Source organism: Kitasatospora sp. NPDC051170, assembly GCF_044455705.1.
GTDB lineage: Bacteria > Actinomycetota > Actinomycetes > Streptomycetales > Streptomycetaceae > Kitasatospora.
The window spans coordinates 37374-61295 of the sequence record NZ_JBITFA010000009.1 but is presented as its reverse complement, the minus strand read 5'-3'; the positions used below and the strand labels follow the sequence as shown (position 1 = coordinate 61295).

Below are 23922 nucleotides of genomic sequence, written 5' to 3'. Positions count from 1 at the left end.
GATGACCGTCCAGACCATCAGCCACGTCGAGTTCCACTGCGAAGACGCCGACAAGTACGCCGCCGGCCTCTGCGCCGACTACGGCTTCACCGCCGAAGCCCCCGTCACCACGCCCGACGGCACCCGCACCGTCGCCCTGCACCAGGGCACCATCCGCCTGCACCTGGCCGACGCCGCCGACCCCGGCCATCCCGTCTCCTCCTTCGTGGCCCGCCACGGGGACGCCGTCGCCGTGCTCGCCCTCGGCTGCGCCGACCCGGAGGCGGCGATGGACCGCGCCGAGCGGCACGGCGCCCGGGTGATCGACCGCGAGGCCGGGCTGATCGCCGGCTTCGGCGACACCGCGCTGCGCTTCGTCCCGCTGCGCAGCGCCGACCCCGCGGCCGGCCCCGGCGCGGGCGAGGCCCTGCTCGACACCCTCGACCACGTCGCGATCTGCGTCCCGGCCGGTCAACTCGCCGAGTCCGTCCGGTTCTGCGAGGCCGCGCTCGGCTTCCACCGGATCTTCGGCGAGTACATCGAGGTCGGCGAGCAGGCCATGGACTCCAGCGTGGTGCAGAGCTCCTCCGGGGAAGTCACCTTCACCCTGATCGAGCCCGACACCGCCCGGCGCCCCGGCCAGATCGACGAGTTCCTCACCTCGCACGGCGGCGCCGGCGTGCAGCACCTGGCGTTCAGCACCCGCGACATCGCCACCGCCGTCCGGACGATCCGGGCGCGCGGCGTCGAGTTCCTGACCACCCCCGGCGCGTACTTCGACGCGCTCGCCGAGCGGTTCGGCGAGACGGCCATCCCCGTGGAGACCCTGCGCGACCTGCACGTCCTCGTCGACCAGGACCACGGCGGCCAGCTGTTCCAGATCTTCGCCCGCTCCACCCACCCCCGGCGCACCTACTTCCTGGAGCTGATCGAGCGCCAGGGCGCGGGGACCTTCGGCACGGCGAACATCAAGGCCCTGTACGAGGCCGTCGAGCGCCAGAGCGCCGACGTTCGCTGACCGTCCCGCCGCACAGAAGGAGAGCGCGCCGATGACCACCACCGCCGAGTTCCACCTCACCGACGCCGACCGCGCGTCGCTGCCCACCCCCGAGGAGGTGGCGCACTACCGCGAGCACGGCTGGTACCTGAGCCGCAAGCTCTTCACCGACGAGGAGCTGGACACCCTCCAAGCCGCCACCGAGCGCTACTACGCGGGCGAGCGCGACCGCGAACTGCCCGTCCGCCCGCCCCGGTTGGCCGCCTGGGAGCCCTCGCACGGCCCGGTGCAGCGGCACAACGACTACGTGCACTACGAGAGCGACGCCATCGGCGCGATCCTGCGCAAGCCGCTGGTCGGCGCCGTCGCCGCGCTGCTCGCCGGGGCCGAGGAGATCCGGATCTTCCAGTCCACCCTGATCCTCAAGCCGCCGGTGCCCGGGGAGCCCAGCAACCGGGTGCCGTGGCACTTCGACAAGCACTACTGGCAGACCTCCGCCTCGGAGAACATGCTCACCGCCTTCATCCCCTTCCACGACTGCCGGGAGGAGAACGGCACCATCACCATGGTCGACGGCAGCCACCTCTGGAAGGAGCTGCCCTCCGGCGAGGACTCCACCCGGCACTTCGCCGACCGCGACAACGGCGAGCTGGACGCCATCCTGGACGCCAACGCCGCCCACAACGGCGCCGAGGTCGTGAAGATCCCGATGCTCATCCCGCGCGGTCACATGTCCTTCCACCACTGCCGCACCTACCACGGCTCCGGCCCCAACCTGGCCGGGTTCCCGCGCCGCGCCGTCTCCCTGCACCTCCAGGACGGCGCCAACGAGTACCGCCGGCACGAGAAGGCGGACGGCGGCCCGGTGGTCTACAACCACGACGTGCTGGTGCGCCGCACCGCCGACGACCGGCCGGACTACGCCGACCCGGCGTACTGCCCGACCACCTGGCGCGGGGACCTGACCACCTGGCGAGGGGCCCGGTGACCGCACCCGCCCCTCTCGGCACGACGGGCGAGCGCTACCGGATGCTGCGGCTGATCCGCGGCTTCGAGGAGCTGGCGCTCGCCCTGGTCAAGGCCGGGGCGATCCCCGGCGGCATCCACCCGTACATCGGGCAGGAGGCCGTCGCGGTCGGCGTCTGCTCGGCGCTCGGCCCGGCCGACACCCTCACCAGCACCCACCGCGGCCACGGCCACGTCCTCGCCCGGGGCGTGGCCCCCGACCGGCTGCTCGCCGAACTCGCGGGCCGCGTCGACGGGTTGAACCGCGGCCGGGGCGGCTCCATGCACGCCGCCGACCTCGGGCTCGGCATCCTCGGCGCCAACGGCATCGTCGGCGCCGGAGCCCCCATCGCGGTCGGCGCCGCCTGGGCCGCCCGCCAGGCCCGCAGCAGCGCCGTCTCCGTCTCCTTCTTCGGCGACGGCGCGCTCAACCAGGGCGTCCTGCTGGAGTCGCTCAACCTCGCCGCGATGTGGCGCCTGCCCGTGGTCTTCGTCTGCGAGAACAACGGCTACGCCACCACCCTGCCCGCCGCCACCGCCGTCGCCGGCAGTGCCACCGGCCGCGCCGAAGCCTTCGGCATCCCCGCCGAGCGGGTCGACGGCATGGACGTGGAGGCCGTCCGGGCCGCCGCGCTGCGCGCCGTCCAGCGGGCGGCGGACGGCGGCGGCCCCGGGTTCCTGGAGTGCCGCACCTACCGCTACGAGGGCCACCACACCATGGAACGGCGGATGAAACTGCACTACCGCACCCCCGAGGAGATCGAGGCCTGGCGCGTCCAGGACCCGCTCCCCCGCGCCGCCGCCCTGCTCGACGCCGCCGCCGTCGGGGGAATCGACCGGGAGGTCGCCGAACTGCTCGGCAGCGCCGAGGAGTTCGCCCTCGCCTCGCCGCACCCCGACCCGGCGGGAGCGCTGGACCACCTGTACGCGGACGGGCTGCGCCCCCGGGCGGGGGCGACGGCGTGAGCAGACTCTCCTACACCAAGGCCCTCAACCGGGCCCTCGCCGACGAGCTCGCCGCCGACCCGGCGGTGTGCGTCTTCGGCGAGGACATCGGCGCCGGGATGGCCGGCCCCACCCTGGGCCTGCTGGACCGCTTCGGCGCCGAGCGGATCGTCGACACCCCGCTGTCCGAGCAGGCGTTCACCTCCATGGCGATCGGCGCGGCCCTAGCCGGGCGCAGGCCCGTCCTGGAGTTCCAGATCCCCTCGCTGCTGTTCCTGGTCTTCGAGCAACTCGTCAACCAGGCACACAAGTTCTCCCTGATGACCGGCGGCCAGGCGTCCGTGCCGATCACCTGTCTGGTACCCGGCTCGGGCTCGCGCGACGGCTGGGCCGGGCAGCACTCGGACCACCCGTACAGCCTCTTCGCCCACGCCGGGATGAAGACCGTGGTGCCCGCCACCCCGACGGACGCCTACGGGCTGCTGCGCTCGGCGATCCGGGACCCGGACCCGGTGGTGGTCTTCGCCCCCGCCGCCGCCCTGCCCGTGCGCGAGACCGTCACCTGGGAGCTGGAGCCGATCCCGCTCGGCCGCGCCCGCATCCACCGCCCGGGCACGGACGTCACCGTGGTCGCGGTCGGCCACCTCGTCCACGACGCGCTCGCCGTCGCCGAGGAGCTGGCGCCCGAGATCTCCGTCGAGGTCCTGGACCCGCGCACCCTGTACCCCTTCGACCGGGAGGCCCTCGCCGCCTCCCTGGAACGCACCGGCCGCCTGGTCGTCCTCGACGACTCCAACCGCAGCTGCGGCTTCGCCGCCGAACTGCTGGCCACCGCCGCCGAGGAGATGCGCCTGATCGCCCCGCCCCGGCGCGTCACCCGCCCCGACGGAGCCGTCCTGCCCTTCGCCCCCGCCCTCGACCGCGCCGTACAGCCCTCCCGCGAGCAGCTGCGCCACGCGCTGCACGCCGTCCTCAAGCACACCTAAGGAGCCGAGTTGTCCACCAACCGTTACCACTGGGACCGCAGCCACCCCGGCCTGACCAGCCTCCAGCAGGCCATCGACCCGCTGCGCCGCGAGGTCGTCGGCCACTCCGTCTACCACGGGCTGACCAGCATCGGCCACGTCCGCACCTTCCTGAACAGCCACGTCTTCGCCGTCTGGGACTTCATGTCGCTGCTGAAGAGCCTCCAGCGCGACCTCACCTGCGTCGAGGTCCCCTGGGTGCCGAACGGCCCGACCGCCAGCCGCCGGCTGATCAACGACATCGTGCTGGTCGAGGAGAGCGACGAGCTCGGCGAGGGCTACACCAGCCACTTCGAGCTGTACGTCGAGGGCATGCGCCAGGCCGGGGCCGACCCGGCGCCGATCACCGAGTTCCTGGGCCTGCTCGGCTCCGGCAACGGCGTCCTGCAGGCCCTGAAGGGCGCCGAGGTGCCGCAGGCCGCCGTCGACTTCACGACCACCACCTGGTCGATCGTCGAGAACGCGCCGGTGCACTGCCGGGCCGCCGCCTTCGCCTTCGGCCGCGAGGACCTGATCCCGGAGATGTTCACCCAGGTCGTCGGGATCCCGGACCCGGATGGCGTGCTCACCGTCTTCAAGGACTACCTGGCCCGCCACATCGAGGTGGACGGCGAGCAGCACACCCCGATGGCCATGCAGATGCTGATCGACCTGTGCGGCGACGACCAGGCCAAGTGGGAGTCCTGCGCCGAGACCGTCCAGCTCGCGCTGGAGGCCCGGCTGCGGCTCTGGACGGCGATCGAGCAGTCGTTCTGACGCTTTCGGCCCTTCGTCTCTTCGTCTCTTCGTCTCTTCGTCAGATGATCTTGGGCACCAGGGCGGCCGCCGCGGGCAGCGCGTCGGCCGCCACCCGGTAGCGGTGCAGGGCCGCCCGGCCCTGCACCCCGCGCGCCCGGGCGGCGAGCCTGGCCGGCACCACCACCGTGCACAGGAAGCCCCGGCCGTCGAAGCCCTCCACCGTCCAGCACACCCACGGGACCGGGAAGTTGGCCGCCGGACTGAACAGCACCGGCCGCTGCCCCTGGAAGGTGACGTCGTACGCGCCGAAGCGGCTCCAGTTGGAGAAGCTGAAGCGGCGTGCCGCCGGGTCGAAGCCCAGCGGCACGCAGTCGGCCATCCGGGAGCGGCCCGCCGCGGCGAGGAAGGCCAGGTTGGCCCGCAGGTTGAGGTGCTCGGCCGGGAACTCCTCCACCGCCGTGCGCAGTGCGGCCGCCAGCGCCGCCGCCCCCTCCCCGGGCCGGTGCGTCAGGTGCACCTCGCTCAGCAGGTTGCCCACCAGGGCGGGCGAAAGGCCAAGCCAGCGGCGGGCGTTGACCGGCACGGTGACCATCCGCTCGGCCGTGTCCTCGTCCAACTCCCGCAGCGTGCTGATCAGATGGGCGCAGACCACGTCCCCCGAGGAGAGCCTGAGCCCGGCCTTGGCACTGAACTCCTCCCGCATCCGCCGCACTTCGTCCTCGGCGAAGAGCACCTGCACGATCCGGTTGGCGCGCGGCGCGACGGCCACCTCGTTCGCCAGCGCCTGCGCCTCGGCGGCCGTGGGCAGCCGGAAGCCGGGCCGGCCGCAGTCCCGCTCCGGGAGCACGGAGTGCAGCAACGCGTCCTGGTCGTCGACGAGTTCGGCCTCCGGCAGCGGCTCGCCCTCGACGGCCGCCGACCAGGCGCGCATCAGCAGCATGAAGCTCTGCAGGTCCCCGATCGCGTGGTGCCAGGAGCAGCCGAGGACCGTCCCGCCGTCCGAGGTGCGGGTGAGGCGGACGGTGAGCAGCGGGACGCCGCCGAGGCGGGCGGCGCGGGCGTCGACCGGGTCGACGAGTTCGGAGCCGGCGGCGGTGGCCCGACCCATGGCCTCGGCGAGGGTGCCCTCGACGGTGTAGACGTCCAGCGGCACGCCGGTGTCGTCGCAGACGGCCGTCAGCTGCTCCCGGTCGGTGCGCAGCCGTCCGGCGAACACCGGGACCCGCTCCAGGGCGAGGGCGAGACCGGCGGCGAGCCGGTCCTCGTCCAACCGGCACTCGAAGTAGAGGACGACGGAGACGGAGAGGTCCGCCAGCATCGTGTCCATCAGCCCGCAGCGCAGTTCCCGGCCGGTGGCATGCCCGGCCCTGACGATCCGGCGACGGCTCAACTGCGGCCAGATGCTCATGAGTTCCGTCCCCAAGTGATCGAGGCGATCGAGGCGCCGGCGGCGGGCACGCCGAACGATAGTGCCGCGCCGAGCCGGTGGTCCAGTCCAATCCACGATCCGGAGCAATCCGGTCCGATGCGCGGTGACCAGGGTCCGGAAGCGGCGGACAGGGCCCGGAACTAGAATGCTCGGCATGGGAGAGCGCCCGGGCGCACCCACCGCGCCGCCCCTCGTCCTGGTCACCGAGACCGGGTCACGGCTGATCGATCCGAGCCGCGCCTACCACCTCGGCCGAGATCCGACCGGCGAGATCGTCCTGCCCGACCCCCGGGTCTCCTGGCACCACGCGGTGCTGCGCGCCGTGGACGACCACTGGCGGCTCGAGGACGTCGGCAGCACCAACGGAACGTACGACCACGGGCAGCGCGTCACCGGCGAGGACGTCGGCCCCGGCACCAGCCTGCGCTTCGGGGACCCGGCCACCGGCCCCTCCGCGACCTTCGCGGGCCTGCCCCGCTCCGATCCGGGCGCGCGGACCTCCCTGCTCGCCCCGCGCTCCTCCGGCACCTTCCGCCGCCCCAGCTCCGTCATGGAACTGCCCGGGCGCGCCGTGCGGATCGGCCGCTCCCACGACAACGACCTCGTCCTGGACGACCTGGTCGTCTCCCGCCACCACGCCGAACTGCGCGAACTGCCCGGCGGCGGCCACGAGATCGTCGACCTGAACAGCCACAACGGCACCTACCTCAACGGCCGCCCCGTCCAGCAGGCGCCCGTCGGCCCGGCCGACATCGTCGGCATCGGCCACTCCGCGCTCTGCCTCGAAGGCGGCCGGCTCGTCGAGTACACCGACACCGGCGAGGTCTCCCTCGACGTGCAGCACCTCGTGGTGCGCGTCGGCCCCGACCACCGGGTGCTCCTCGACGACGTCGGCTTCCCGCTCGCCGAGAAGGCCCTGCTCGCCGTCGCCGGCCCCAGCGGCGCCGGAAAGTCCACCCTGCTCAACGCCCTCACCGGGCTGCGCCCCGCCGACGAGGGCACGGTGCTCTACGACGGCCGCGACCTCTACCGCGACTACGCCGAGCTGCGCCGCCGCATCGGCCTCGTCCCGCAGGACGACATCCTGCACACCCAGCTCACCGTGCGCCGCGCCCTCGCCTACGCCGCCGAACTGCGCTTCCCCGGCGACACCGCCCGGCACGAGCGCGAAGCGCGCGTCGACGAGGTGATCGGCGAGCTGGGCCTGAGCAGCCGGACCGACCAGGTGATCGCCAGCCTCTCCGGCGGCCAGCGCAAACGCGTCAGCGTCGCCCTGGAGCTGCTCACCAAGCCCTCCCTGCTGTTCCTGGACGAGCCGACCTCCGGGCTTGACCCGGGCATGGAACGCTCCGTGATGCACATGCTGCGCGGGCTCGCCGACGACGGACGCACGGTGGTCGTGGTGACGCACAGCGTGCTCAGCCTGAACGTCTGCGACCGGCTGCTGGTCCTGGCCCCGGGCGGGCGCACCGCCTACTACGGGCCACCGGGCGAGGCGCTCGGCTACTTCGGGTTCGAGGAGTGGCCGGAAGCCTTCGAGGCGTTCGAGAACGAGGAGCACGCCGCCTGGCAGCAGCGCTTCCTCGCCTCCCCGCAGTACGGGCGGTACGTGGCGGCCGAGGCCGCGCCCCCGGTGGTGCCGGGCGCTCCGGGCGCGGCGGCCGAGCCGGTGATCGGGCGGGAGAAGCCCCAGGGCTGGTTCTCCCAACTCGGCACCCTGGTACGCCGCTACACCTCCGTCCTGGCCGCCGACCGGCTCTTCCTCACCATCATGGTCGTGCTGCCCTTCGTCATCGGCCTGATGTGCCGGGCCATGGCCGGCTCGCGCCTGTCCCCCGACAACGCCGTCAACTGCCTGCTCACCCTCTGCATCGGCGGCCTGCTCACCGGCTCGGCCAACTCCGTGCGCGAGCTGGTCAAGGAGCGCGCCATCTACCGGCGGGAGCGGGTGGTCGGGCTCTCCAGATCGGCCTACCTGGTCTCCAAGGTGGTGGTGCTGGGCGCCGTCACCGTCGCCCAGGCGGCCGTACTGACGGTGGTCGGCCTCGCCGGGGTGAACCTCTCCTTCGCGGTGCCCACCGGCGTGGTGATGCCCCAACTGCCCGAGCTGATCATCGCGGTGGCCCTGCTCGCCTTCTCGGCGATGATGCTCGGCCTGGTCGTCTCCGCCCTCGTGGACAAGGAGGAGGCCACCATGCCGCTGCTCGTGCTGCTGTCCGTGGTGCAGATCGTCTTCAGCGGCCTGATGCTGAAACTGCACGGCGTGCCCGGCCTCGAGCAGTTCGCCTGGCTGATCCCCTCCCGCTGGGGCCTGTCGGCGATGGCCCGCACCGTCGAACTGCACACCGTCTTCCCGACCGCGATCACCGCCGACCCGATGTTCCGCCACGAGCGCACCGGCTGGCTGGTGAGCATGGCCGTGCTCCCCGTGCTCTCGGCGGCGTACGGACTGCTCGTCCTGGCCCTGCTGCGGCGGCACGAGCCCGCCATCATGCGGCGATAGCCCCGGCTTTCGGCCCGCCGGTAGAGTGGAGGGGCAGCGAGGAAGTGCAGCCAGCGATGGACGAGTTCGTGTTCCGCCCCAGCCATGTCGCCCCGCCGGGCGGGATGGCCAGCTGGGCCGCCCCCGACCCCGCCAGGCCCTCCGCCCGACTGGACGAGCTGCTCCCCGTACGGGTGCTCGCCCGGCAGGGCGACTGGGCGCAGGTGCTGTGCTCCAACGGCTGGACCACCTGGGTCGACGGCCGCCTCCTGGTCCTCCTCCCCCAGCCCCCTCCCGCGACCGGCGCCGCCCCCACGCCCACCCCCGACGCACGCGCGGCCCTCGCCGAGGCCGAGGACGCCCTCGCCCGCTACCGGGCGCTGCTGGACGCCCTGGCGGCGGGCGGCCTCGACCAGTCCACCTTCCGGGAGCAGACGCGCGGGCTGCGGGTCGGCCTGGTGCTCGACGGCCCGCAGGTGTGGGTCTTCGACCCCGCGCACGACCGCTGGAGCTACGGCGAGGGCCTGCAGTCCCAGCCGTACGCGGCCACGCCGACGCCGCCCGCCGAGCCGGGCCCGTACGCGCCCACCCAGGCGGGCGGGCCGTGAGCGCCGCCGAGGTCCCGGCCACCACCGCCCTGCCCTCCGGACTGGTCGGGCGGCGGGTCGGGGCCTACCGGCTCGAGGAGGAGATCGGGCGCGGCGGCATGGCCGTCGTCTACCGCGCCAAGGACCTGCGGCTCGGCCGCAGCGTCGCCGTCAAGCTCCTCGCCCCCGAACTGGCCCGCAACGAGGTCTTCCGCAAACGGTTCATGCACGAGTCGGAGGCCGCCGCCGCGATCGACCACCCCCACATCGTCCCGGTCTTCGACGCGGGCGAGCAGGACGGCCTCCTGTACCTCGCCATGCGCTACGTCGAAGGCGGGGACCTGCGCACCCTCATCACCCGCACCGGCCCCCTCCCCCTCGACCGGGTCACCGACCTCGCCCTCCAGATCGCCTCCGCGCTCGACGCCGCCCACGCCCACGGCCTGGTGCACCGCGACGTCAAACCCGGCAACCTCCTCGTCGCCCCCGGAACAGACGGCGAACACCCCGAACACCTGTACCTGGCCGACTTCGGGCTCACCAAGAAGTCGCTCTCCCTGAGCGGCCTGACCAGCGTCGGCCAGATCGTCGGCACCCTCGACTACGCGGCCCCCGAACAGATCTCCGGCAAACCCCTCGACGGCCGCTGTGACCAGTACGCCCTCGCCTGCGTCGTCTTCGAACTCCTCGCCGGCGCCCCACCCTTCCGCCGCGAGAGCGACCTCGCCCTCCTCTGGGCCCACCTCAACGACCCCCCACCCACCCTCCACCACCACCGCCCCGACCTCCCCGCCACCATCGAACCCGTCCTCGCCCGCGCCCTCGCCAAAACCCCCGACCAGCGCTACGACACCTGCCTCCACTTCGCCACCGCCCTCCGCACCGCCACCACCCCACCCCCCACCCAAGTCATCCCCCCTGCCCCCGAACCCCCCACCTGGGCATCCCCCGTCCTGCACGGGCCCCACCCGAGCTGACCGCCGCCCCAGCACGGTGGGCTCACCCACCCCGCGCCTCGCCCGCCACCGGGCGAGGCGGAGCCCACAGGCCGCGTCTTCTACCCGGCGAACCACCCCTGGGCATGGAGTCGACCACCCCACATGCTTCCCCGCGCCTCGCCCGCCACCGGGCGAGGCGCGGAAGAGCGCTGAGCCACCGAGCGACGTCCCGAGCCGAGGGCGGAGCCCCGCCTTCGGCTCCTCCCACCGCCCCTCACCCCACACCCGACGCGGGCCCCCGCCCACAGCAGATCTCAACCACCCGCCAAGCCCGACTCCGGGCAAGGCACAGGACACCGCAGAGCCACCGCGCGGCATCCCAGGCGCAGCGTCCAACGCCCGGCTCGACGGGCGGCGACTGCGGGCTGGGAGCGCGGAAGTCTGCTCCCGGCCCCTGCCGCCCATGGCAGGGCCACACGGAGTCACCAACGCCGAGCCGCCACCGGGCGGTCTCGGCGCAGTAGCCTCCCTAGCCGCGGGAGCCAGCGCGGGGGCAGCCGCCACGTGGGGGCGGCTGCCCCTTGGTCGCCGCTTGGCCATCCCCGATCCCCCGGGCTCGACGCGTGGGGCCCGCGGAGCGGGGCCGAGGAGCGACCTCAGCCGCCCCACCTCGCCCCGGCAGTGGGGCGAGGCGGGGCTACCTGCGGCTGAGCGACCGCACGGCGGTCTCAACTGCCGAGTGGCGGCCACCGCCTGATGGCGGAGGCATGATCAGTGATGGCCGCTTGACGCTTCCTGATCCTCTGGGCGCACTGCGCAGACCGGCGCCCGGCCCCACGCGCGGGGCCTGCGAGGCAGAGCCGGGCGCTGACCTCAGCAGCCCGTGACACGCCCCGGCGAAGCCTGGGGCCGCCACACCTCTCACCGGGCACGCTGCACGGACCCACGCGCAGGGCCTGCGCGTGGGTCCGAGGACTGACCTCAACCGCCCCGCCCCGCCCCGCCCCGACGGTGGGGCGGGGCAGGGCCACCACCCACTGAGCGGCCGCACGGCGGCGTCAGCGCAGCGGATCGCCATCGTCATCGTCATCGTCATCGTCAGCGTGTCGCCGGCTTTGATGCGCCGCGGGGCGTGGCCGCCACCCCGTGGCGGGGCCTGCCCGCTGGTGGCCACTTGGCCCCTTCCGCGCCTTCTGGCCGCACCGCACTGATCAGCGCCGGGCCCCACACGTGGGGCCCGGCCGACGACTGCTCTGTCAGAGCGGCGCTCTACCGCAGACCCACGCGGGCGGGGTCCGGCGCTGGTTCGAGCGGCCAGTGCTGCGCCCCGGCGAAGCCCGGGGCGCAGCACCTCCTACCGGGTGGCCCTTCCCCGTACGGCCTGCGAGGCGCCGCCAGGGCTGGGCTCAGCCGCTCGCCTCGGGCTGGGTGTGGCAGCCGTCAGGGGTGCGGGCGGCGGCTACCGCTCGGCCGGCCGGACCTCGCCCTTGTGGCGGGTCCGGGTGGCGAGGAGGGCGCCGAGGGTGCCGGTGGTGAGGCCCCAGGCGGCGGCCAGGGGGACGGCTACGGGGAGGGAGGGGCGGAGGGTGAGGCTGCCGCTGCCGAGGGTGGCTGCGGGGTTGTCGCTGCCCAGGACGGTGCTGAGGAGGTCTCCGAGGCCGCCTTGGCCGAGGCCGACGCCCAGGACGGAGAGGCCGTACTGGGCGTCCATTCGGGTCCACAGGCCGATCAGCAGGACGGCGACCGCCGTGGCCAGGGCGAAGCGGACGGCGTGCTGCCAGAGGCGGACGGTGGGTGGGGAGCGGTGGGCGGCGAGGAACGCGGCGGCGAGGAGCAGCAGGGCGGCCAGGGGGAGGAGCCACCAGGCGGTGGCATCCTGGTCGGTGAGGGTGCCGAGGTCGACCGTCGCCTGTTGCCCCTCGGGGGCGTGGAGGGCGTCGGAGAGCGCCTTGGGGACGGGCAGGCCGAGGCCGCCGACGAGGTGACCGTGCCAGGGGGCTCCGAGGCCGAGGCCGAAGGCGAGCCAGACGAGGTCGGGCAGGGCGAGGAGGACTACGGCGAGGGTCTGGCGGGCGTTGCCGTGGACGATCGCGGTGATCACGCCCGCCGCCGCGCCGATGGCCAGGTAGGCGAGCAGGACGAGCCAGAGTGCGAACGCCACCGGGCGGACGGCGAGTTGGTGGCGCAGGAGGGCGGGTGGGAGCGGGGCGCGGCGGGAGACGGCGAAGGTGGCGGCGAGGACCAGCAGCAGCCAGGCGAAGCCGATGCCGACGGTGCTGGGCGTGTCGGCGTGGAAGCCGACCCGGGGGGTGAGGCCGAGGGCGCTGCCGATGGACTGGACGAGGTCGGGACCGATCTGGACGGTGAAGGTGTGCTTGGCGCCGAGGGCGAGCAGCACCAGGGCGAGCAGCCAGAGCAGGGCGGTACGGGCGGCCCGGCCGAGGAGTTCGGCGCCGCCGGCGACCGCGCGGTGGCGCAGCTGACGCAGGAACACCTCGGCGATCACGACCGCGCCGGCCACGGACACGGACAGCGGCATCGCGCTGATTCCCGCGTCGAGGGAGGCGAAGTCGCCGTCCCCGCCGTCGAGTTGGACGGAACCGCCGACGGCGAGGGCGACGGTGGCGGCGAGGACGGAGGGGAAGCCGCCCTCGGGGAGGTCGTCCGCGCCGGCGAGCCAGAGGCCGAGTGCGGCGACGGCCCCCATCGCGGCGAGCCCGGCGAGGACCACGGCGAGCGCGTCGAGCCATCCGCGCAGGATGCCGGGCGGGCCGGCGGTCCCCGCCGCACCTGTGGGCTGCCGCATACCGCCTCCTGCTCGTGCGTCCTGGTCCTGCGTCTTGTCGTGCGTCCCGGCCGTGCGTCCCGGTCGTGCGTCCGTCCGGGCCCGGTGTCCGGGGTCTCCAGCCTGACCGAGCACGGGCGGGCACGCTCGGCGACGGTCCGTCCACCTGCTGTTGCGGCGGGCGGGGTGCCGGGGGCCAATGGGAGGCAGTGGCACGAGCCTCCCGTGCCGTACGGCCGCAACGGCCGGCGGCCTGCGAAACGGAGCCCCCGATGAGTTCCCAACTACCTCCGTCCGGTCCCCCGTCCGGCCCGCTGTCCGGGCCGCCGTCCGTTCCTCCACCGCCTCCGGGCCCACCGGGACCGCCGCAGGGCGGCGCCGGGAGCTCCGGCGGCACCGGCAGCGGCGGCCCGGGGAAGCCGCACACCCCGTGGTGGCGCTCCGGGCGCGGCCTGGCGGTGGCGGCGGGAACGGTGGCGGCGGCCGTGGTGGCGACGGTGCTGATCGTCAACAACCAGAGCAACGGCTCGCACGAGGCCGTGCCGACCGCCAACGAGATCGCGCTGCAGTCCCCGCAGGACTCGGGCCCGGCCCCGTTCACCCCTTCGGTCGAAACCCAGCCGGTGTCCGCGCCGGCCCCCACGCAGCAGCCGACGAAGAGCGGCGGCACCACCAGCCCGGCGGTGCTGCACAGCGTGGAGGGCGGCTCGGCCGGGCTGTACGCCGGCACGATGTCCAAGCCCGCCTGTGACACCGAGCGGCTGAGCGCGATGGTCTCCGCCGGGGACACCGGCCGCGCCTGGGCCTCGGCGGCCGGCATCGCCCAGGCCGACATCCCGGGCTACCTGCGCTCGCTGACCTCGGCGTACCTGCGGGTGGACACCCGGGTGACCAACCACAACTACAAGAGCGGCGCGGTCGTCGAGTACCAGTCCGCGCTGCAGGCGGGCACCGCCGTGCTGGTGGACGCCCAGGGCGTGCCCCAGGTGCGCTGCGCCTGCGGCAATCCGCTGAGGCCGCCGAAGCTGGTGAGCGACGCCAAGTACACCGGCAAGCCGTGGGCGGGGTTCCAGCCGACGACGCTGATCGTGGTGGTAGCCGCGCCGCAGCCGGTGACGGAGATCATCCTGGTGAACGTCCAGACCGGTGACTGGTTCTCCCGGCTGACCGGGCGGATCGAGATCGTCGACCGCCGCGTCGACGCCCCGAAGGGCCCGTTGACACCCGGCATCCCGGCGCCGACCGCGATGAAGCCGGGCACCCCGACGGCCTCCGGCCCCACCTCGGCCTCGGGCAGCACGACCTCGTCCGGCAGCACGTCGTCCGGGGCCACGACCTCGGGCTCGACGACCTCCGGTTCGACGACGTCCGGCTCCACCACGTCGGGGTCGACGACCTCGGGCTCGACGACGTCCGGCTCCACCACCTCCGGTTCCACGACCTCGGGTTCGACCACCTCCGGTTCCACGACCTCGGGTTCGACGAGCTCGGGCGCGACGACCTCCGGTGCCACCACCTCGGGAGCGACGACCTCCTCCGGCGGCCCCTCGTCGACCACCGCCACCGCGACCACCCGCTCAACGACGACCGGCACGACCACCTCGGGGAGCGTCACCACGACGTCGGCGGCCACCACCACGGCCCACACCCCGACCGCGACCTGCGCGACGACGGCCCCGTCCACCCTCCCTCCGTGCACCACCACCACGGCCGCCACGCCCTGACCACCGCCTGACACCCGCGCGCCCGTCCACCCCCGGTGGGCGGGCGCCCGGGTGTCACCCAGCCTGCGCCAGCACCTGGCGCAGGGCGCGGATCCCCTGCTCCCAGGCCCCGCCTTCCCCGCCCTCGCCCCACAGCTCGGCCAGCTCGGAGTCCTCGGCCACCACCCGGTCCAACGCCGCCACCGCCAGCGCCCGCAGCTCAGCGGGCAGTTCGGGTATCGCCTCGCCGGGCCCGTACGCCGTCGTCACCGGTGTGCCACCCGGGCACTGCGCAGCGACCAACGCCGCCGCCGCGACGGCCTGCGCGCCCTCGTAGTCGTCGAGGTAGTCCGTCGACCCGGCCGCCGTCTCCAGCACCGCCCTGAGGAGACCCGCCCGCTCGCCCGGCGCGGTGTCCTTGAGCGTGCCGGAGAAGTCCGCCGCCGTGTCGTTGTCGAAGTGCCCGATGTCCCAAGTCCCCATGCCGACCTCCTCGCTGGTGTTCGCGTACGACGGGATGCTTGCACATCCCACTGACAATCGGCGCTCCCCGCCGGGGCCCTGCGGATATTCGCTGGTCAAGGCCCCTCCGGGACCGGCAGAGTGACGCCATGACCGACAGGGGACTGGACGCCGACGGATTCATCGCCCGCGAGGGCTCGCTCTCCCGCGTGCCGGCGCGGTTCGCGCCGGTGGTCGACGCCGCCCGGGGGCGGATCGCCGCCTCCTTCGACGGCTCCCGGCTGCACAGCGCCTACCTCTACGGCAGCATCCCGCGCGGCACCGCGACCCCCGGCGTCTCGGACCTCGACCTGCTGCTCGCCCTGCACGAGGAGCCCACTCCCGCCGACCGGGAGGCGGCCGACGCCCTCGAGGCCGCGCTGGACGCCGAGTTCGGCCAGGTGGACGGCGTCGGCGTGCTGCTGTTCGGCACGGGTACGTTGCTGAGCGAGCTGGAGCGCCACGACCTGGGCTGGTTCCTCGCCTGCCTCTGCACCCCGCTGCTCGGCCCCGACCTCGCGGACGGGCTCCCCCGCTACCGGCCCACCTCGCTCCTGGCCCGCGAGACCAACGGCGACCTCGCCCTCGCCCTGCCGGGCTGGCGCACCCGGCTGCACACCGCCGCCCCGGACGCGGACCTGCGCCCGCTGAACCGCGCGGTCTCCCGCCGCCTGGTCCGTACGGCCTTCACCCTGGTGATGCCGCGCTGGGGCGGCTGGACCAGCGATCTGGCCGCCTCCGCCGAGGTGTTCGCCGCCTACTACCCCGAACGCGCCGACCAGGCCCGCCTCGCCGCCGAGGCCACCCGCACCCCCACCCCCGACCGCGCCACTCTCACCACGCTGATCGACGACTTCGGCCCGTGGCTCGCCGCCGAATACCTCACCGTCCACGGCGAGAAGGCGCCCCGCCCGTGACGACGGAGAAGCCCGTGACGGCGCCGGAGCCGGAGCACCCGCTCGTCCGGGAGGTCTACCCCGACCTGGTCGAGGAGTTGGTCGCCCTGCTGGTCGCCGAGGGCGAGGTGACCCTCGCACTCTCCGCCCACGACATGCGCCTGGTCGCCGCCTGCGGCTGCGGCGACGACTTCTGCCAGAGCTTCAGAACCGCACCTCACCCCGACGGCCAACCGTACGGCCCGGGCCACCGCTGTGTGCCCCTCCTGCCGTCCAGGGGCATGCTCGTCCTGGACGCCGTCGACGACCGGATCGTCTACGTGGAGGTCCTCGACCGTCCACCGCTGCACGACGCACGCCTCCGCCGGTCCTGACGAACCGGCGGAGGCGCGGCGGCCGGCGGCCGGTGGCCGTCGGCATCAGTCGACGCAGGGGATGCCGCCCGCCTTGACCGCCGGGCCCTGCATCGGCAGGCCCGCGGCGGGGTCGGCCGCCGGGTCGGCGGCGGCGGTGGGGGTGGCGGGTCCGGTGGGGCGCGGGGCGGCGAGGGTGAGGGTGATGTGGCCGGGGGCCACGCCGGCGGAGGCGGTGGCGGTGACGCCGTAGCGGGTGGCGAGCTGCTGGGCGTCGGCCTTGGCGCCGGTGCCGTAGGTGACGGTGGTGGTCCTGGTCCTGGCCGGGGCGTCGCCGATCCTCCCCGGCTGGTAGCCGAGTTCGAGGAGCGCCTTGGACTCGGTGGAGGCCGCGTCCGCGCCCTTGGCCGCGTTGACGTCCACGACCGCCTTCGTGGCCGCCGTCGGCGTGGGTGAGGGGGACGGGGAGGCGGTGGCCTCGCCGGAGGGCTCGGCGGGCACCACGGGGGCGGCCTCGTGGTTGAAGATCTGCCGGGTGATCTTCTTGATCAGCTCCGGGTTGACGGTGTTGACCTCCTGCCCGCCGACCGTCTTGAAGCCGGTGATCGGCAGGGTGTTGAACTCCACGTTGCCGCCGGTCAGGTTGGGCGCCTGCTGGGCGAAGTCGAGGATGTTCCACTCGTTGTCGATGACCACGTCCTTCTTGATCACCGTGAACAGCTTCTGCATCTGGCCGAGGTCGTTGAGGACGCCCTGCTGCTTGAGCTTGTACTCGACGGAGGAGATGAACGCCTGCTGCCGGTGGGTGCGGTCGAGGTCGCCGTTGGTGAGGTGGTGGCGCTGGCGGACGAAGGAGAGGGCCTGGGCGGCGTCGAGGGAGCTGATCCCGGCGGGGAGTTTGAGGCCCGTGCCGCCGCCCTCGTGGGTGGCGGTACGGGAGACGATCGGGTCGTCGACGGGGTGGTTGAGGCAGACCTGGATCGGTTCGACGGCCTTGGCGATGTCGTAGAACCCGATCAGGTTGACCTCGGCGAAGTGGTCGATCGGCACGTCCAGGAAGCTCTGCACGGTCTGGATGGTCGCCGAGCGGCCCGCCTCGCGGCTCTGCCGTTCCATCTCGGCCTTGGAGAGCCCCTTGCCCGCGAGCTTCGCCTCCGCGGCCTCCTTGGCGATGCCGTACGCCTCCTTGATCTTGTGCATCTTCCCGTCCGCGCCGACGGTCTGGACGTAGTCGTCGCGCGGGATGGACAGCGCGCTGACCTTGCCGCCGTTGGCGGGGATGTGCAGCACGATCAGGGCGTTGGTGTTGTAGCCGCCGATCTCGCTGGAGCCGGCGTGCAGTTCGTCCTCGACGAACTGTTTGGGCAGGTCGTTGCCGTCCATGTCCTTGCGGCTGTCGAGGCCGATGAGCAGCAGGTTGACGGACTTGTCCAGGTGCGGCGGTGCGTTGCGCTTGGCCTCGTCCAGGGCCTTGGACTTGATCATGCCGTCGTTGAGGCTGCGGTACTCGTACCAGGTGAAGCCGCTGGCGCCGAGCACGGCGAGGGAGACGGTGCAGGCGAGGGTGCGCCCGGCGAGGGTCAGCGGGGCAGCGCCACGGCGCGGGGCACGGCCGTGGGGGTGGTTGCGCTCAGCCACGTCGGCTCCTTCCGGTGGGCGCGGCGGACGGGCCGGGGCGACGCCGGTCCAGCACCGCGCGGACGCCGATCACCAGCAGCGCGACGGTGACCGCCGCGGCCATCACCGGGAACGCGCCGACCACCCAGCGCAGCGCGCCGGTGCCCAGGGCCTTGCCCCGGTACTTGTCGGGGTCGGCCGCGTACTCGACGGCGCAGGCGCCGGCCAGCACCACGATCGGCGCGGCGCTGACCACCCACCACCGCCCGGCCCGGGTGCACAGGCCCGCCGCCGTACCGGTGCCCAGCACGGCTCCGAGGGCGAAGAGGATGCCGACTCCCGGGCCGCCGAGCTCGTCCGCGAGGCCGCCGAGCAGGGGCAGGCCGACGGCGGTGAGGACCACCGGCAGCGCGCCGACGCGGCGGATCCGAGGCCTGCGGGTCTGCGGCCTGCGGCGCGAGGCTCCGCCGCGCTGGCCGCGCCCCTGGTGCGCTCCGGCCGGTTCGCCTCCCGGCGCTCCGCCCGTGCGGCTGCGCTGGGCGGGCAGGGCCCGGTCCTCGGCTCGCGGACCCGCATCCTGGTACGGCGTTCTCGCCCGCTGACCGGCCATGCGCACTTCCCTCGATCGATTTCGGCCACGGCGGCCCATTTTGCGCCACCGCGAATGCCCGGACGCCGTCCGTCCTGGTGACGGTTCCATCCTCTACACGCTTGTAGAGGCGGGACCGGAGCATACAAACCCGTTTCGCCAAAGTCATCCGCCCTCACCCGGCGGCGAAACCTCCGGATTCGTCCTCGTTAGGATGACCATGATCCCCGCCACGTCGGCACACCATCAGGAACGCGTCAGAGGAGCAGAGCGTCACCATGTTTGAGAGTCTGAAGAACCTCGCGGACAAGGCCACCGACCTCGCCAAGGAGCACAGCGACGTGCTCGGGCAGGGTCTGGAGAAGGTCGGCGACGTCATCGACGACAGGACGGACGGCAAGTACAGCGGCCACATCGACACCGGCGTCGAGAAGGCGAAGGACTTCCTGCACAACCTCGACGGCAAGGACGATTCCGGCGACAAGCCGGGCGAGTAACCGGCCGCGGGGCACGACCGCCCGTACGACGGTCGAACGAGAATCCGAGGGATCGGGGAGGGGTCGGCGACGGTGAGCGAGGAGCGCAAGGGGCCGCGCTGGGGGCGCTGGGTGGCGATCGCGCTGCTGGGCGCGGCCGGCTGGGGCATCATCCGCAGCGGCGGACACCTGCCGGACCAGCCGTCCGCCACCGCCTCCCCGAGCTCGGCCGGGGCCACCGCCGGATCCTCCCCCGCGGCCTCCGCACCCGGCGCCAAGCCCACCAAGGCGGCGTCCGGACGCTACGACCCGGCCGACTACGCGGAGCCGGTGCGCCGCTTCGCCGCCGAGGCCGGGGTGAACCCGCAGCTGGTGATGGCGATCCTCTACAACGAGTCGTACAAGCCGCACGACCCCGACCTCGAGCGGGCCTGGCAGCGCAGCAAGCCCGACGCCTCCTTCGGCATCGCCAACATGCACCGCGCCGCCTTCGACGACACCAAGCCGGGCCGCCCCTTCGCCTCCCGCCAGTGGGAGGAGCTGCCGGACGACCGCGACCTGGCGATCCAGGCCGCCGCCTGGCACCTGCACGACCTCGCCGCCCAGCTACCCGCCCACCCCGCCGCGCCGCTCACCGGGGACGAGCTGCTCGCCCTCGGCTACAACGCGGGCGCGGGCAACATGCTGGCCTTCGCGCGGGGCGTGAAGGTCGGCTCCCAGGCGCAGTCCTACCTCGACCGGCTGCACGACAACTGGGAGAAGTCCGGTCCGGCGGTGAAGTAGCCCGCCGCCGCCCCGGCCCCGTCACCACCGCGGGCGGCGGCGCAGCCACAGTCCCGTGGTCACCAGCAGCACGGCCGCCGTCGCCGTGCCGACGGCCGCCCAGGTGGTGGCCTCGTCCGTGGTCTCGTGCACCGGCCGCCGGGCCGCGGCCGCCAGCGGCAGGACGCTCGAGGGCTGGGCCGATCCCTCGCCGAACGAGGCCGACTCGACGTCGAGTTCACGCTCCCCGCGCCCGAAGGCGGGCTGCGCGCAGCCGACGCTGATGCGCCAGTGCCCCGCCGGGAGGGCCTCGCGGGTGGTGTAGGTGCCGGGACGGTCGGGCAGGCCGACCAGCTGCCAGGGCCCGGCGCTGCGCCCGTCCGGCGCGGTGGCGGCGAGGATGCCGTCGAAGCCGTCGGCGACCGGGGTGCGGTCGTCCGCCCAGCTCGCCTCGGTGCGGACGTGACCGCCGGGGGCGTCGCCGACGTCCAGCCGGACGGAGTCGCCGTGGGCCAGGGCCGGCGCGGCGCAGGGCAGGACGGCCGCTGCCGCGAGGGTGAGGGCGACGGGGCCTAGCAGCGGAGGGGTACGCATGGCGGGCAGTCCTCGTGGGGGTGGGGGCGGTGCGCGGGGAGCCGGCGGACACGACCACCGGTACTTGGGAGACCCGGCCCGCGAACCGCGGATAACGAAAACCGGCTGCGGAATCCCTTGCGCAGCACCGCACTTGGCGACCTGTCCACCCGAGCCGGGACGCAAAGGTGCCGGGGAGCGCAATCGGGGGGTGTGCGCTCCCCGGCGGGGTGGCGGCGGCCACCAGGCCGGAGTCCCGGGGCCGTGACTCCGAGGGCCGTGACCGGAATGCTAGACCTCCCGGAGGTGCCGTGGCCAGAGCTGTGAGCTGGCGAATTCCGAAACCGGACATGCCATGCACGTACGGGGGATGACGATCTGTCAGCAAGGGCGCTTCAGGCGGCCACCCGTACGGCGGACGCCCGCTCCGGCGCGGCCGGAGCGCCGCAGCGGCAGCAGGGCGGTGGCGTCGTGCAGGGCGGAGACGTCGTGCAGGGCGGGGACGATCTCCAGCAGTCCGTCGACGGCCACCTCGGAGACGTCGCCGCCGTGGCCGCGCGCGAGGTCCCGCAGCAGGGCGCGCTCGGCGGCGGCGGTCCGGACGGTGAGCATGACGTCGTCGCAGTCCATGGGTCCCGGTCCCCTGTCCTGGGTCGAGGTGTGGGTGATGGTGCCGGCGGTTCGGTCGGAGTCTTCCTCCTTCTCCGGACGACCATGCCGGCCGTGACGGGACTGGCCGACGAGGGCCCGAAGGCCCTGCGGCTCCGACTACGGAGAGTCACCGAATACAGGGGTCGCGATCAGCCGTTGGGGTGATCCCGGCGCGTACGGCGCAACGCCCGCCGGACCGGCGCGTTTCCCATGGCGTGCGCCCTCCAGCCAGGGCGCGCGCGGGGTTCGAGCCGGTCGGCCCCGCGCCTTCCGGCCGGCCGCCCGCCGGCGAATCCCCCGGTACCGCCCGAACCGGCCCCTCTACTGAGAGGTAGTGACATGTCCCTGCTGACCGAGACGCGGCTCCACTGTCAACGGCTGGGAATCGTCCCCCCGAGACCGGCCCCGCCCACGCCGCCCGCCGTCCGCGCCGCCCTGCCCGCCCTGGCACCCGGCGCGCTCCCCGGGATCGGGCACGCCGCCGCCCTGCTGCGCGACCCGCTCGGCTTCCTCGGCTCCCTGCCCCGGTACGGCGGCGTGGTGCGCATCCGGCTCGGCCCGCGCACCGTCTGCGTGGTCACCGACGCCCGGCTCGTCCACACCCTGCTCGTCGCCCTCGCCCACGACTGCCCGCGCGGAGCCGTCCAGGACACCCTGAAGACGGCCTTCGGCGACGGCCTGCTGATGTCCGAGGGCCAGGCGCACCGCGACCGGCGGCGCGTCCTCCAACCCGCCTTCGCCCAGGACCGGATGGCCGAGTACCTGCGGGTGATGCACCAGGTCACCGAGGAGCGCGCGGGGCGCTGGCGGCCCGGCCAGGTCCTCGACGTCGCCAAGGAGATGAACCACCTCGCCCTGGAGATCGTCACCCGCTCGCTGTTCGACGCCCGGCTCAGCGAGGACGCCACCGTCGCCTTCCACCGCGCCCTGCCCGACCTCGTGAAGGGCCAGATCGTCCAGTCCCTCTACCCCCACCCGTCGCTCGGCCGGCTGCCGCTGCCCGTCAACCGGCGCTTCGACGCCGCCGTACGGGTGCTCAACCGCGTCGTCGACCAGGCCGTCAACGGGCGCGGACCCCGCGACGGCGGCGGCCGGGAGCACGGAAGGGAACATGGCAGGGAGCACGGCACCCTGCCCGCGCTGCTGCGCGCCGCCACCGGACGGCCGCTCACCGAGGACGACGTGCGCTCCGAGGCGATCACCATGTTCGGCGCCGGCACCGAGACCGTCTCCACCACCCTCACCTGGCTGCTCGACGAACTCCTGCGCCACCCCGAGGTCGAGGCCCGGATGCTCGCCGAACTCGACGAGCACCTGCCCGCCGGCGCCGCGCCCACCCCCGAGGCGCTCGCCCGGCTCACGTACACCCGCAGCGTCACCCAGGAGGTGGTGCGGCTGCACGCGCCCAACGCGTTCCTGATGCGCACCGCCCAGGTGCCCGTCGACCTCGGCCCGTACCGCATCCCGGCCGGCACCGAGCTGCTGTACAGCCTCACCGCGCTCCACCGCGACCCGCAGCGCTACCCCGACCCGCTCGCCTTCCGCCCCGAGCGCTGGCAGGAGGGCGGCGGCGGCCGGACGTCCTTCCTGCCCTTCGGCGCGGGCAAGCACAAGTGCATCGGGGAGGCGTTCGCCTGGGCCGAGTTGACCGTCGCGGCCGCCGCGATCCTGCGGCGCTGGCGGCCCGAGGCGGTGCCGGGGGCGCGGGCCCGGGAGGTGGTGTGGACCACCGTCCAGGCGCAGGGGCTGCGGGTCCGCCTGGCGCCGCGCTCGCCCGCCGTCCAGCCCGCTGTCCAGGCCGCCGTCGAGCCCGCCCTCCGGCCCGCCCGTCGGCCCGCCGTGGAGTCCCCGCCACCCCGCTGCCCGGTCACGGGGGCCTCGGCCCCGGCCTCAGCCCCGGCCCCGACCTCAGCCGTCCCGGCCGCCCGGACGACGCTCGATCCGCCGCTCGGCCCGCCGCCCGCCACCACCCCCGGGCCCCGGAGGCCGCGCCCCGGGGCCGAGTTGGGCGACGCCGCCCACCGGCACGCCGACTGGACGGTGCGCCGGGGCCTGCTCGCACCCGGCGACCTGCCCGGCTACCACGCCTACGCCCTGCACGAGTTGATCGGGCACGCCTTCCCCCGCGCCCGGGGCGCCGACCTCGATCTGCTGGTGGACGTGCTCGGCTGGTTCACCATCCTCGACGACCGCTTCGACGGCCCGCCGGGCCGCCGCCCGGCCGAGGCCCGCGCCCTCGTCGACCCGCTGATCGACACCCTCCGGGGCACCTCGCGCGCCGCCCCGGAGGAACCCCGACTGGCCTTCGCCTGGCGGGAGTTGTGGCAGCGGCAGAGCGCCGACGCCTCCCCCGCCTGGCGCGCCCGCGCCGCCCGCGAGTGGCAGGCGTGCCTGGAGACCTTCCCCGCCGAGGCCGAGCACCGCGCCCGCGGTACCGTGCCCTCGCTGGGACTCGACGAGACCATGAGGCTGCGCCGCCACGGCAGTTGTCTCTACCCGTTCATGAACATACTGGAACGGGTCCACGGCGCGGACGCCCCCGCCGCCTTCCACGCGGACCCGGCGCTGCACCGCCTGCGCGCCGCCACCGCCGACGCCGCCACGCTGATCAACGACCTCTACTCCCTGGAGCGGGAGGAGCGGCAGAGCGAGGCCGCCTTCAACACCGTCCACACCGTGCAGCGGGCCCTCGGCTGCACCCGACGGCGCGCCGTGCGCGCGGTGCGGGCCCGGGTCGCCCGGCTCTGCGAGGAGAGCGAGGCCCTGCGCGCCGAACTGCTGCGGCGCCACCCGGACGAACGGTGGTACCTCGACGGCACCCGGGAGCTGGTCGAGGGCGCCCGGATCTGGTCCAGCACCAGCAGGCGGTACCGCTGCTGAGAGCGTCCGGC

21 protein-coding genes are annotated in these 23922 nt (G+C 74.2%); 14 read left to right on the top strand and 7 right to left on the bottom strand.

Features of this window, described 5'->3' with window-relative positions:
* The first annotated feature begins 1 nt into the window (after position 1).
* Genes hppD through ACIBCA_RS19710 form a run of 5 tightly spaced genes read left to right on the top strand, consistent with a single transcriptional unit; the run spans position 2 to position 4707 of the window.
* On the top strand, positions 2–997 hold the full coding sequence (gene hppD / locus ACIBCA_RS19730) for a 4-hydroxyphenylpyruvate dioxygenase (RefSeq protein WP_396284209.1): 996 nt from the start codon (positions 2–4) through the stop codon (positions 995–997).
* Positions 998–1028: 31 nt separating this feature from the next.
* The gene (locus ACIBCA_RS19725) at positions 1029–1964 is read left to right on the top strand and encodes a phytanoyl-CoA dioxygenase family protein (RefSeq protein WP_396284208.1); all 936 of its coding nucleotides are present in this window, start codon (positions 1029–1031) and stop codon (positions 1962–1964) included.
* Entirely contained in the window at positions 1961–2947 is a 987-nt protein-coding gene (locus ACIBCA_RS19720) for a thiamine pyrophosphate-dependent dehydrogenase E1 component subunit alpha (RefSeq protein ID WP_396284207.1), read from the top strand. The genes ACIBCA_RS19725 and ACIBCA_RS19720 overlap by 4 nt, the downstream gene beginning before the upstream one ends.
* Positions 2944–3912 (top strand): alpha-ketoacid dehydrogenase subunit beta, encoded by a 969-nt coding sequence (locus tag ACIBCA_RS19715; protein ID WP_396284206.1) that lies wholly within the window; start codon positions 2944–2946, stop codon positions 3910–3912. The genes ACIBCA_RS19720 and ACIBCA_RS19715 overlap by 4 nt, the downstream gene beginning before the upstream one ends.
* Positions 3913–3921: 9 nt before the next feature.
* The gene (locus ACIBCA_RS19710) at positions 3922–4707 is read left to right on the top strand and encodes a DUF3050 domain-containing protein (protein ID WP_396284205.1); all 786 of its coding nucleotides are present in this window, start codon (positions 3922–3924) and stop codon (positions 4705–4707) included.
* Between the two features lie 40 nt (positions 4708–4747).
* Here ACIBCA_RS19710 and ACIBCA_RS19705 read toward each other — a convergent pair whose 3' ends face one another.
* Positions 4748–6097: an acyltransferase gene (locus tag ACIBCA_RS19705; RefSeq protein ID WP_396284204.1), complete on the bottom strand. Its 1350-nt coding sequence runs from the start codon at positions 6095–6097 to the stop codon at positions 4748–4750.
* A 175-nt stretch (positions 6098–6272) separates the two neighbouring features.
* On the opposite strand from ACIBCA_RS19705, the gene ACIBCA_RS19700 reads away from it, so the two are divergent.
* Genes ACIBCA_RS19700 through ACIBCA_RS19690 form a run of 3 tightly spaced genes read left to right on the top strand, consistent with a single transcriptional unit; the run spans position 6273 to position 10164 of the window.
* A complete protein-coding gene (locus tag ACIBCA_RS19700; protein ID WP_396284203.1) occupies positions 6273–8621 on the top strand; it encodes an FHA domain-containing protein in 2349 nt (782 codons plus the stop codon).
* Between the two features lie 56 nt (positions 8622–8677).
* On the top strand, positions 8678–9208 hold the full coding sequence (locus ACIBCA_RS19695) for a hypothetical protein (protein ID WP_396284202.1): 531 nt from the start codon (positions 8678–8680) through the stop codon (positions 9206–9208).
* The gene (locus tag ACIBCA_RS19690; RefSeq protein ID WP_396284201.1) at positions 9205–10164 is read left to right on the top strand and encodes a serine/threonine-protein kinase; all 960 of its coding nucleotides are present in this window, start codon (positions 9205–9207) and stop codon (positions 10162–10164) included. Before ACIBCA_RS19695 ends, ACIBCA_RS19690 begins: the two co-directional genes overlap by 4 nt.
* A gap of 1420 nt (positions 10165–11584) precedes the next feature.
* On the opposite strand, the gene ACIBCA_RS19685 is transcribed toward ACIBCA_RS19690, so the two are convergent.
* A complete protein-coding gene (locus ACIBCA_RS19685; protein ID WP_396284200.1) occupies positions 11585–12931 on the bottom strand; it encodes a streptophobe family protein in 1347 nt (448 codons plus the stop codon).
* A gap of 437 nt (positions 12932–13368) precedes the next feature.
* Between ACIBCA_RS19685 and ACIBCA_RS19680 the strand changes: the two genes are divergently transcribed.
* Positions 13369–14634: a DUF6777 domain-containing protein gene (locus tag ACIBCA_RS19680; RefSeq protein ID WP_396284199.1), complete on the top strand. Its 1266-nt coding sequence runs from the start codon at positions 13369–13371 to the stop codon at positions 14632–14634.
* Positions 14635–14688: 54 nt separating this feature from the next.
* Here ACIBCA_RS19680 and ACIBCA_RS19675 read toward each other — a convergent pair whose 3' ends face one another.
* Positions 14689–15096 carry a DUF4259 domain-containing protein gene (locus ACIBCA_RS19675; protein ID WP_396284198.1) on the bottom strand — a complete coding sequence of 136 codons (408 nt, stop codon included), beginning with the start codon at positions 15094–15096 and terminating at the stop codon, positions 14689–14691.
* A 128-nt stretch (positions 15097–15224) separates the two neighbouring features.
* On the opposite strand from ACIBCA_RS19675, the gene ACIBCA_RS19670 reads away from it, so the two are divergent.
* Both ACIBCA_RS19670 and ACIBCA_RS19665 read left to right on the top strand, forming a co-directional pair.
* The gene (locus tag ACIBCA_RS19670) at positions 15225–16031 is read left to right on the top strand and encodes a nucleotidyltransferase domain-containing protein (protein WP_396284197.1); all 807 of its coding nucleotides are present in this window, start codon (positions 15225–15227) and stop codon (positions 16029–16031) included.
* Positions 16028–16384 carry a hypothetical protein gene (locus ACIBCA_RS19665; RefSeq protein WP_396284196.1) on the top strand — a complete coding sequence of 119 codons (357 nt, stop codon included), beginning with the start codon at positions 16028–16030 and terminating at the stop codon, positions 16382–16384. Before ACIBCA_RS19670 ends, ACIBCA_RS19665 begins: the two co-directional genes overlap by 4 nt.
* A gap of 45 nt (positions 16385–16429) precedes the next feature.
* On the opposite strand, the gene ACIBCA_RS19660 is transcribed toward ACIBCA_RS19665, so the two are convergent.
* Together ACIBCA_RS19660 and ACIBCA_RS19655 are read right to left on the bottom strand one after the other, a co-directional pair.
* Complete coding sequence (locus ACIBCA_RS19660; RefSeq protein ID WP_396284195.1) at positions 16430–18001, bottom strand: LCP family protein; 1572 nt, start codon at positions 17999–18001, stop codon at positions 16430–16432.
* Entirely contained in the window at positions 17994–18590 is a 597-nt protein-coding gene (locus tag ACIBCA_RS19655) for a DUF6542 domain-containing protein (protein ID WP_396284194.1), read from the bottom strand. Before ACIBCA_RS19655 ends, ACIBCA_RS19660 begins: the two co-directional genes overlap by 8 nt.
* A gap of 257 nt (positions 18591–18847) precedes the next feature.
* Here ACIBCA_RS19655 and ACIBCA_RS19650 point away from each other — a divergent pair, with 257 nt between their 5' ends.
* On the top strand, positions 18848–19066 hold the full coding sequence (locus tag ACIBCA_RS19650; protein WP_396284193.1) for an antitoxin: 219 nt from the start codon (positions 18848–18850) through the stop codon (positions 19064–19066).
* Between the two features lie 72 nt (positions 19067–19138).
* Positions 19139–19828 (top strand): lytic transglycosylase domain-containing protein, encoded by a 690-nt coding sequence (locus ACIBCA_RS19645; RefSeq protein WP_396284192.1) that lies wholly within the window; start codon positions 19139–19141, stop codon positions 19826–19828.
* Between the two features lie 21 nt (positions 19829–19849).
* Here the strand turns inward: ACIBCA_RS19645 and ACIBCA_RS19640 are convergent, their stop codons facing one another.
* Together ACIBCA_RS19640 and ACIBCA_RS19635 are read right to left on the bottom strand one after the other, a co-directional pair.
* Entirely contained in the window at positions 19850–20401 is a 552-nt protein-coding gene (locus tag ACIBCA_RS19640) for a hypothetical protein (RefSeq protein WP_396284191.1), read from the bottom strand.
* 360 nt (positions 20402–20761) lie between these two features.
* The gene (locus ACIBCA_RS19635) at positions 20762–21010 is read right to left on the bottom strand and encodes a hypothetical protein (protein ID WP_396284190.1); all 249 of its coding nucleotides are present in this window, start codon (positions 21008–21010) and stop codon (positions 20762–20764) included.
* A 360-nt stretch (positions 21011–21370) separates the two neighbouring features.
* On the opposite strand from ACIBCA_RS19635, the gene ACIBCA_RS19630 reads away from it, so the two are divergent.
* Positions 21371–23911 carry a cytochrome P450 gene (locus ACIBCA_RS19630; protein WP_396284189.1) on the top strand — a complete coding sequence of 847 codons (2541 nt, stop codon included), beginning with the start codon at positions 21371–21373 and terminating at the stop codon, positions 23909–23911.
* Positions 23912–23922 lie beyond the last annotated feature (11 nt).

Excerpts from the sequence above, each read along its gene's own strand:
- hppD (WP_396284209.1), top strand. The coding sequence starts at position 2 with ATGACCGTCCAGACCATCAGCCACGTCGAGTTCCACTGCGAAGACGCC.
- ACIBCA_RS19725 (WP_396284208.1), top strand. The coding sequence starts at position 1,029 with ATGACCACCACCGCCGAGTTCCACCTCACCGACGCCGACCGCGCGTCG.
- ACIBCA_RS19705 (WP_396284204.1), bottom strand. The coding sequence starts at position 6,097 with ATGAGCATCTGGCCGCAGTTGAGCCGTCGCCGGATCGTCAGGGCCGGG.
- ACIBCA_RS19700 (WP_396284203.1), top strand. The coding sequence starts at position 6,273 with ATGGGAGAGCGCCCGGGCGCACCCACCGCGCCGCCCCTCGTCCTGGTC.
- ACIBCA_RS19695 (WP_396284202.1), top strand. The coding sequence starts at position 8,678 with ATGGACGAGTTCGTGTTCCGCCCCAGCCATGTCGCCCCGCCGGGCGGG.
- ACIBCA_RS19685 (WP_396284200.1), bottom strand. The coding sequence starts at position 12,931 with ATGCGGCAGCCCACAGGTGCGGCGGGGACCGCCGGCCCGCCCGGCATC.
- ACIBCA_RS19675 (WP_396284198.1), bottom strand. The coding sequence starts at position 15,096 with ATGGGGACTTGGGACATCGGGCACTTCGACAACGACACGGCGGCGGAC.
- ACIBCA_RS19670 (WP_396284197.1), top strand. The coding sequence starts at position 15,225 with ATGACCGACAGGGGACTGGACGCCGACGGATTCATCGCCCGCGAGGGC.
- ACIBCA_RS19655 (WP_396284194.1), bottom strand. The coding sequence starts at position 18,590 with ATGGCCGGTCAGCGGGCGAGAACGCCGTACCAGGATGCGGGTCCGCGA.
- ACIBCA_RS19650 (WP_396284193.1), top strand. The coding sequence starts at position 18,848 with ATGTTTGAGAGTCTGAAGAACCTCGCGGACAAGGCCACCGACCTCGCC.
- ACIBCA_RS19640 (WP_396284191.1), bottom strand. The coding sequence starts at position 20,401 with ATGCGTACCCCTCCGCTGCTAGGCCCCGTCGCCCTCACCCTCGCGGCA.
- ACIBCA_RS19635 (WP_396284190.1), bottom strand. The coding sequence starts at position 21,010 with ATGGACTGCGACGACGTCATGCTCACCGTCCGGACCGCCGCCGCCGAG.
- ACIBCA_RS19630 (WP_396284189.1), top strand. The coding sequence starts at position 21,371 with ATGTCCCTGCTGACCGAGACGCGGCTCCACTGTCAACGGCTGGGAATC.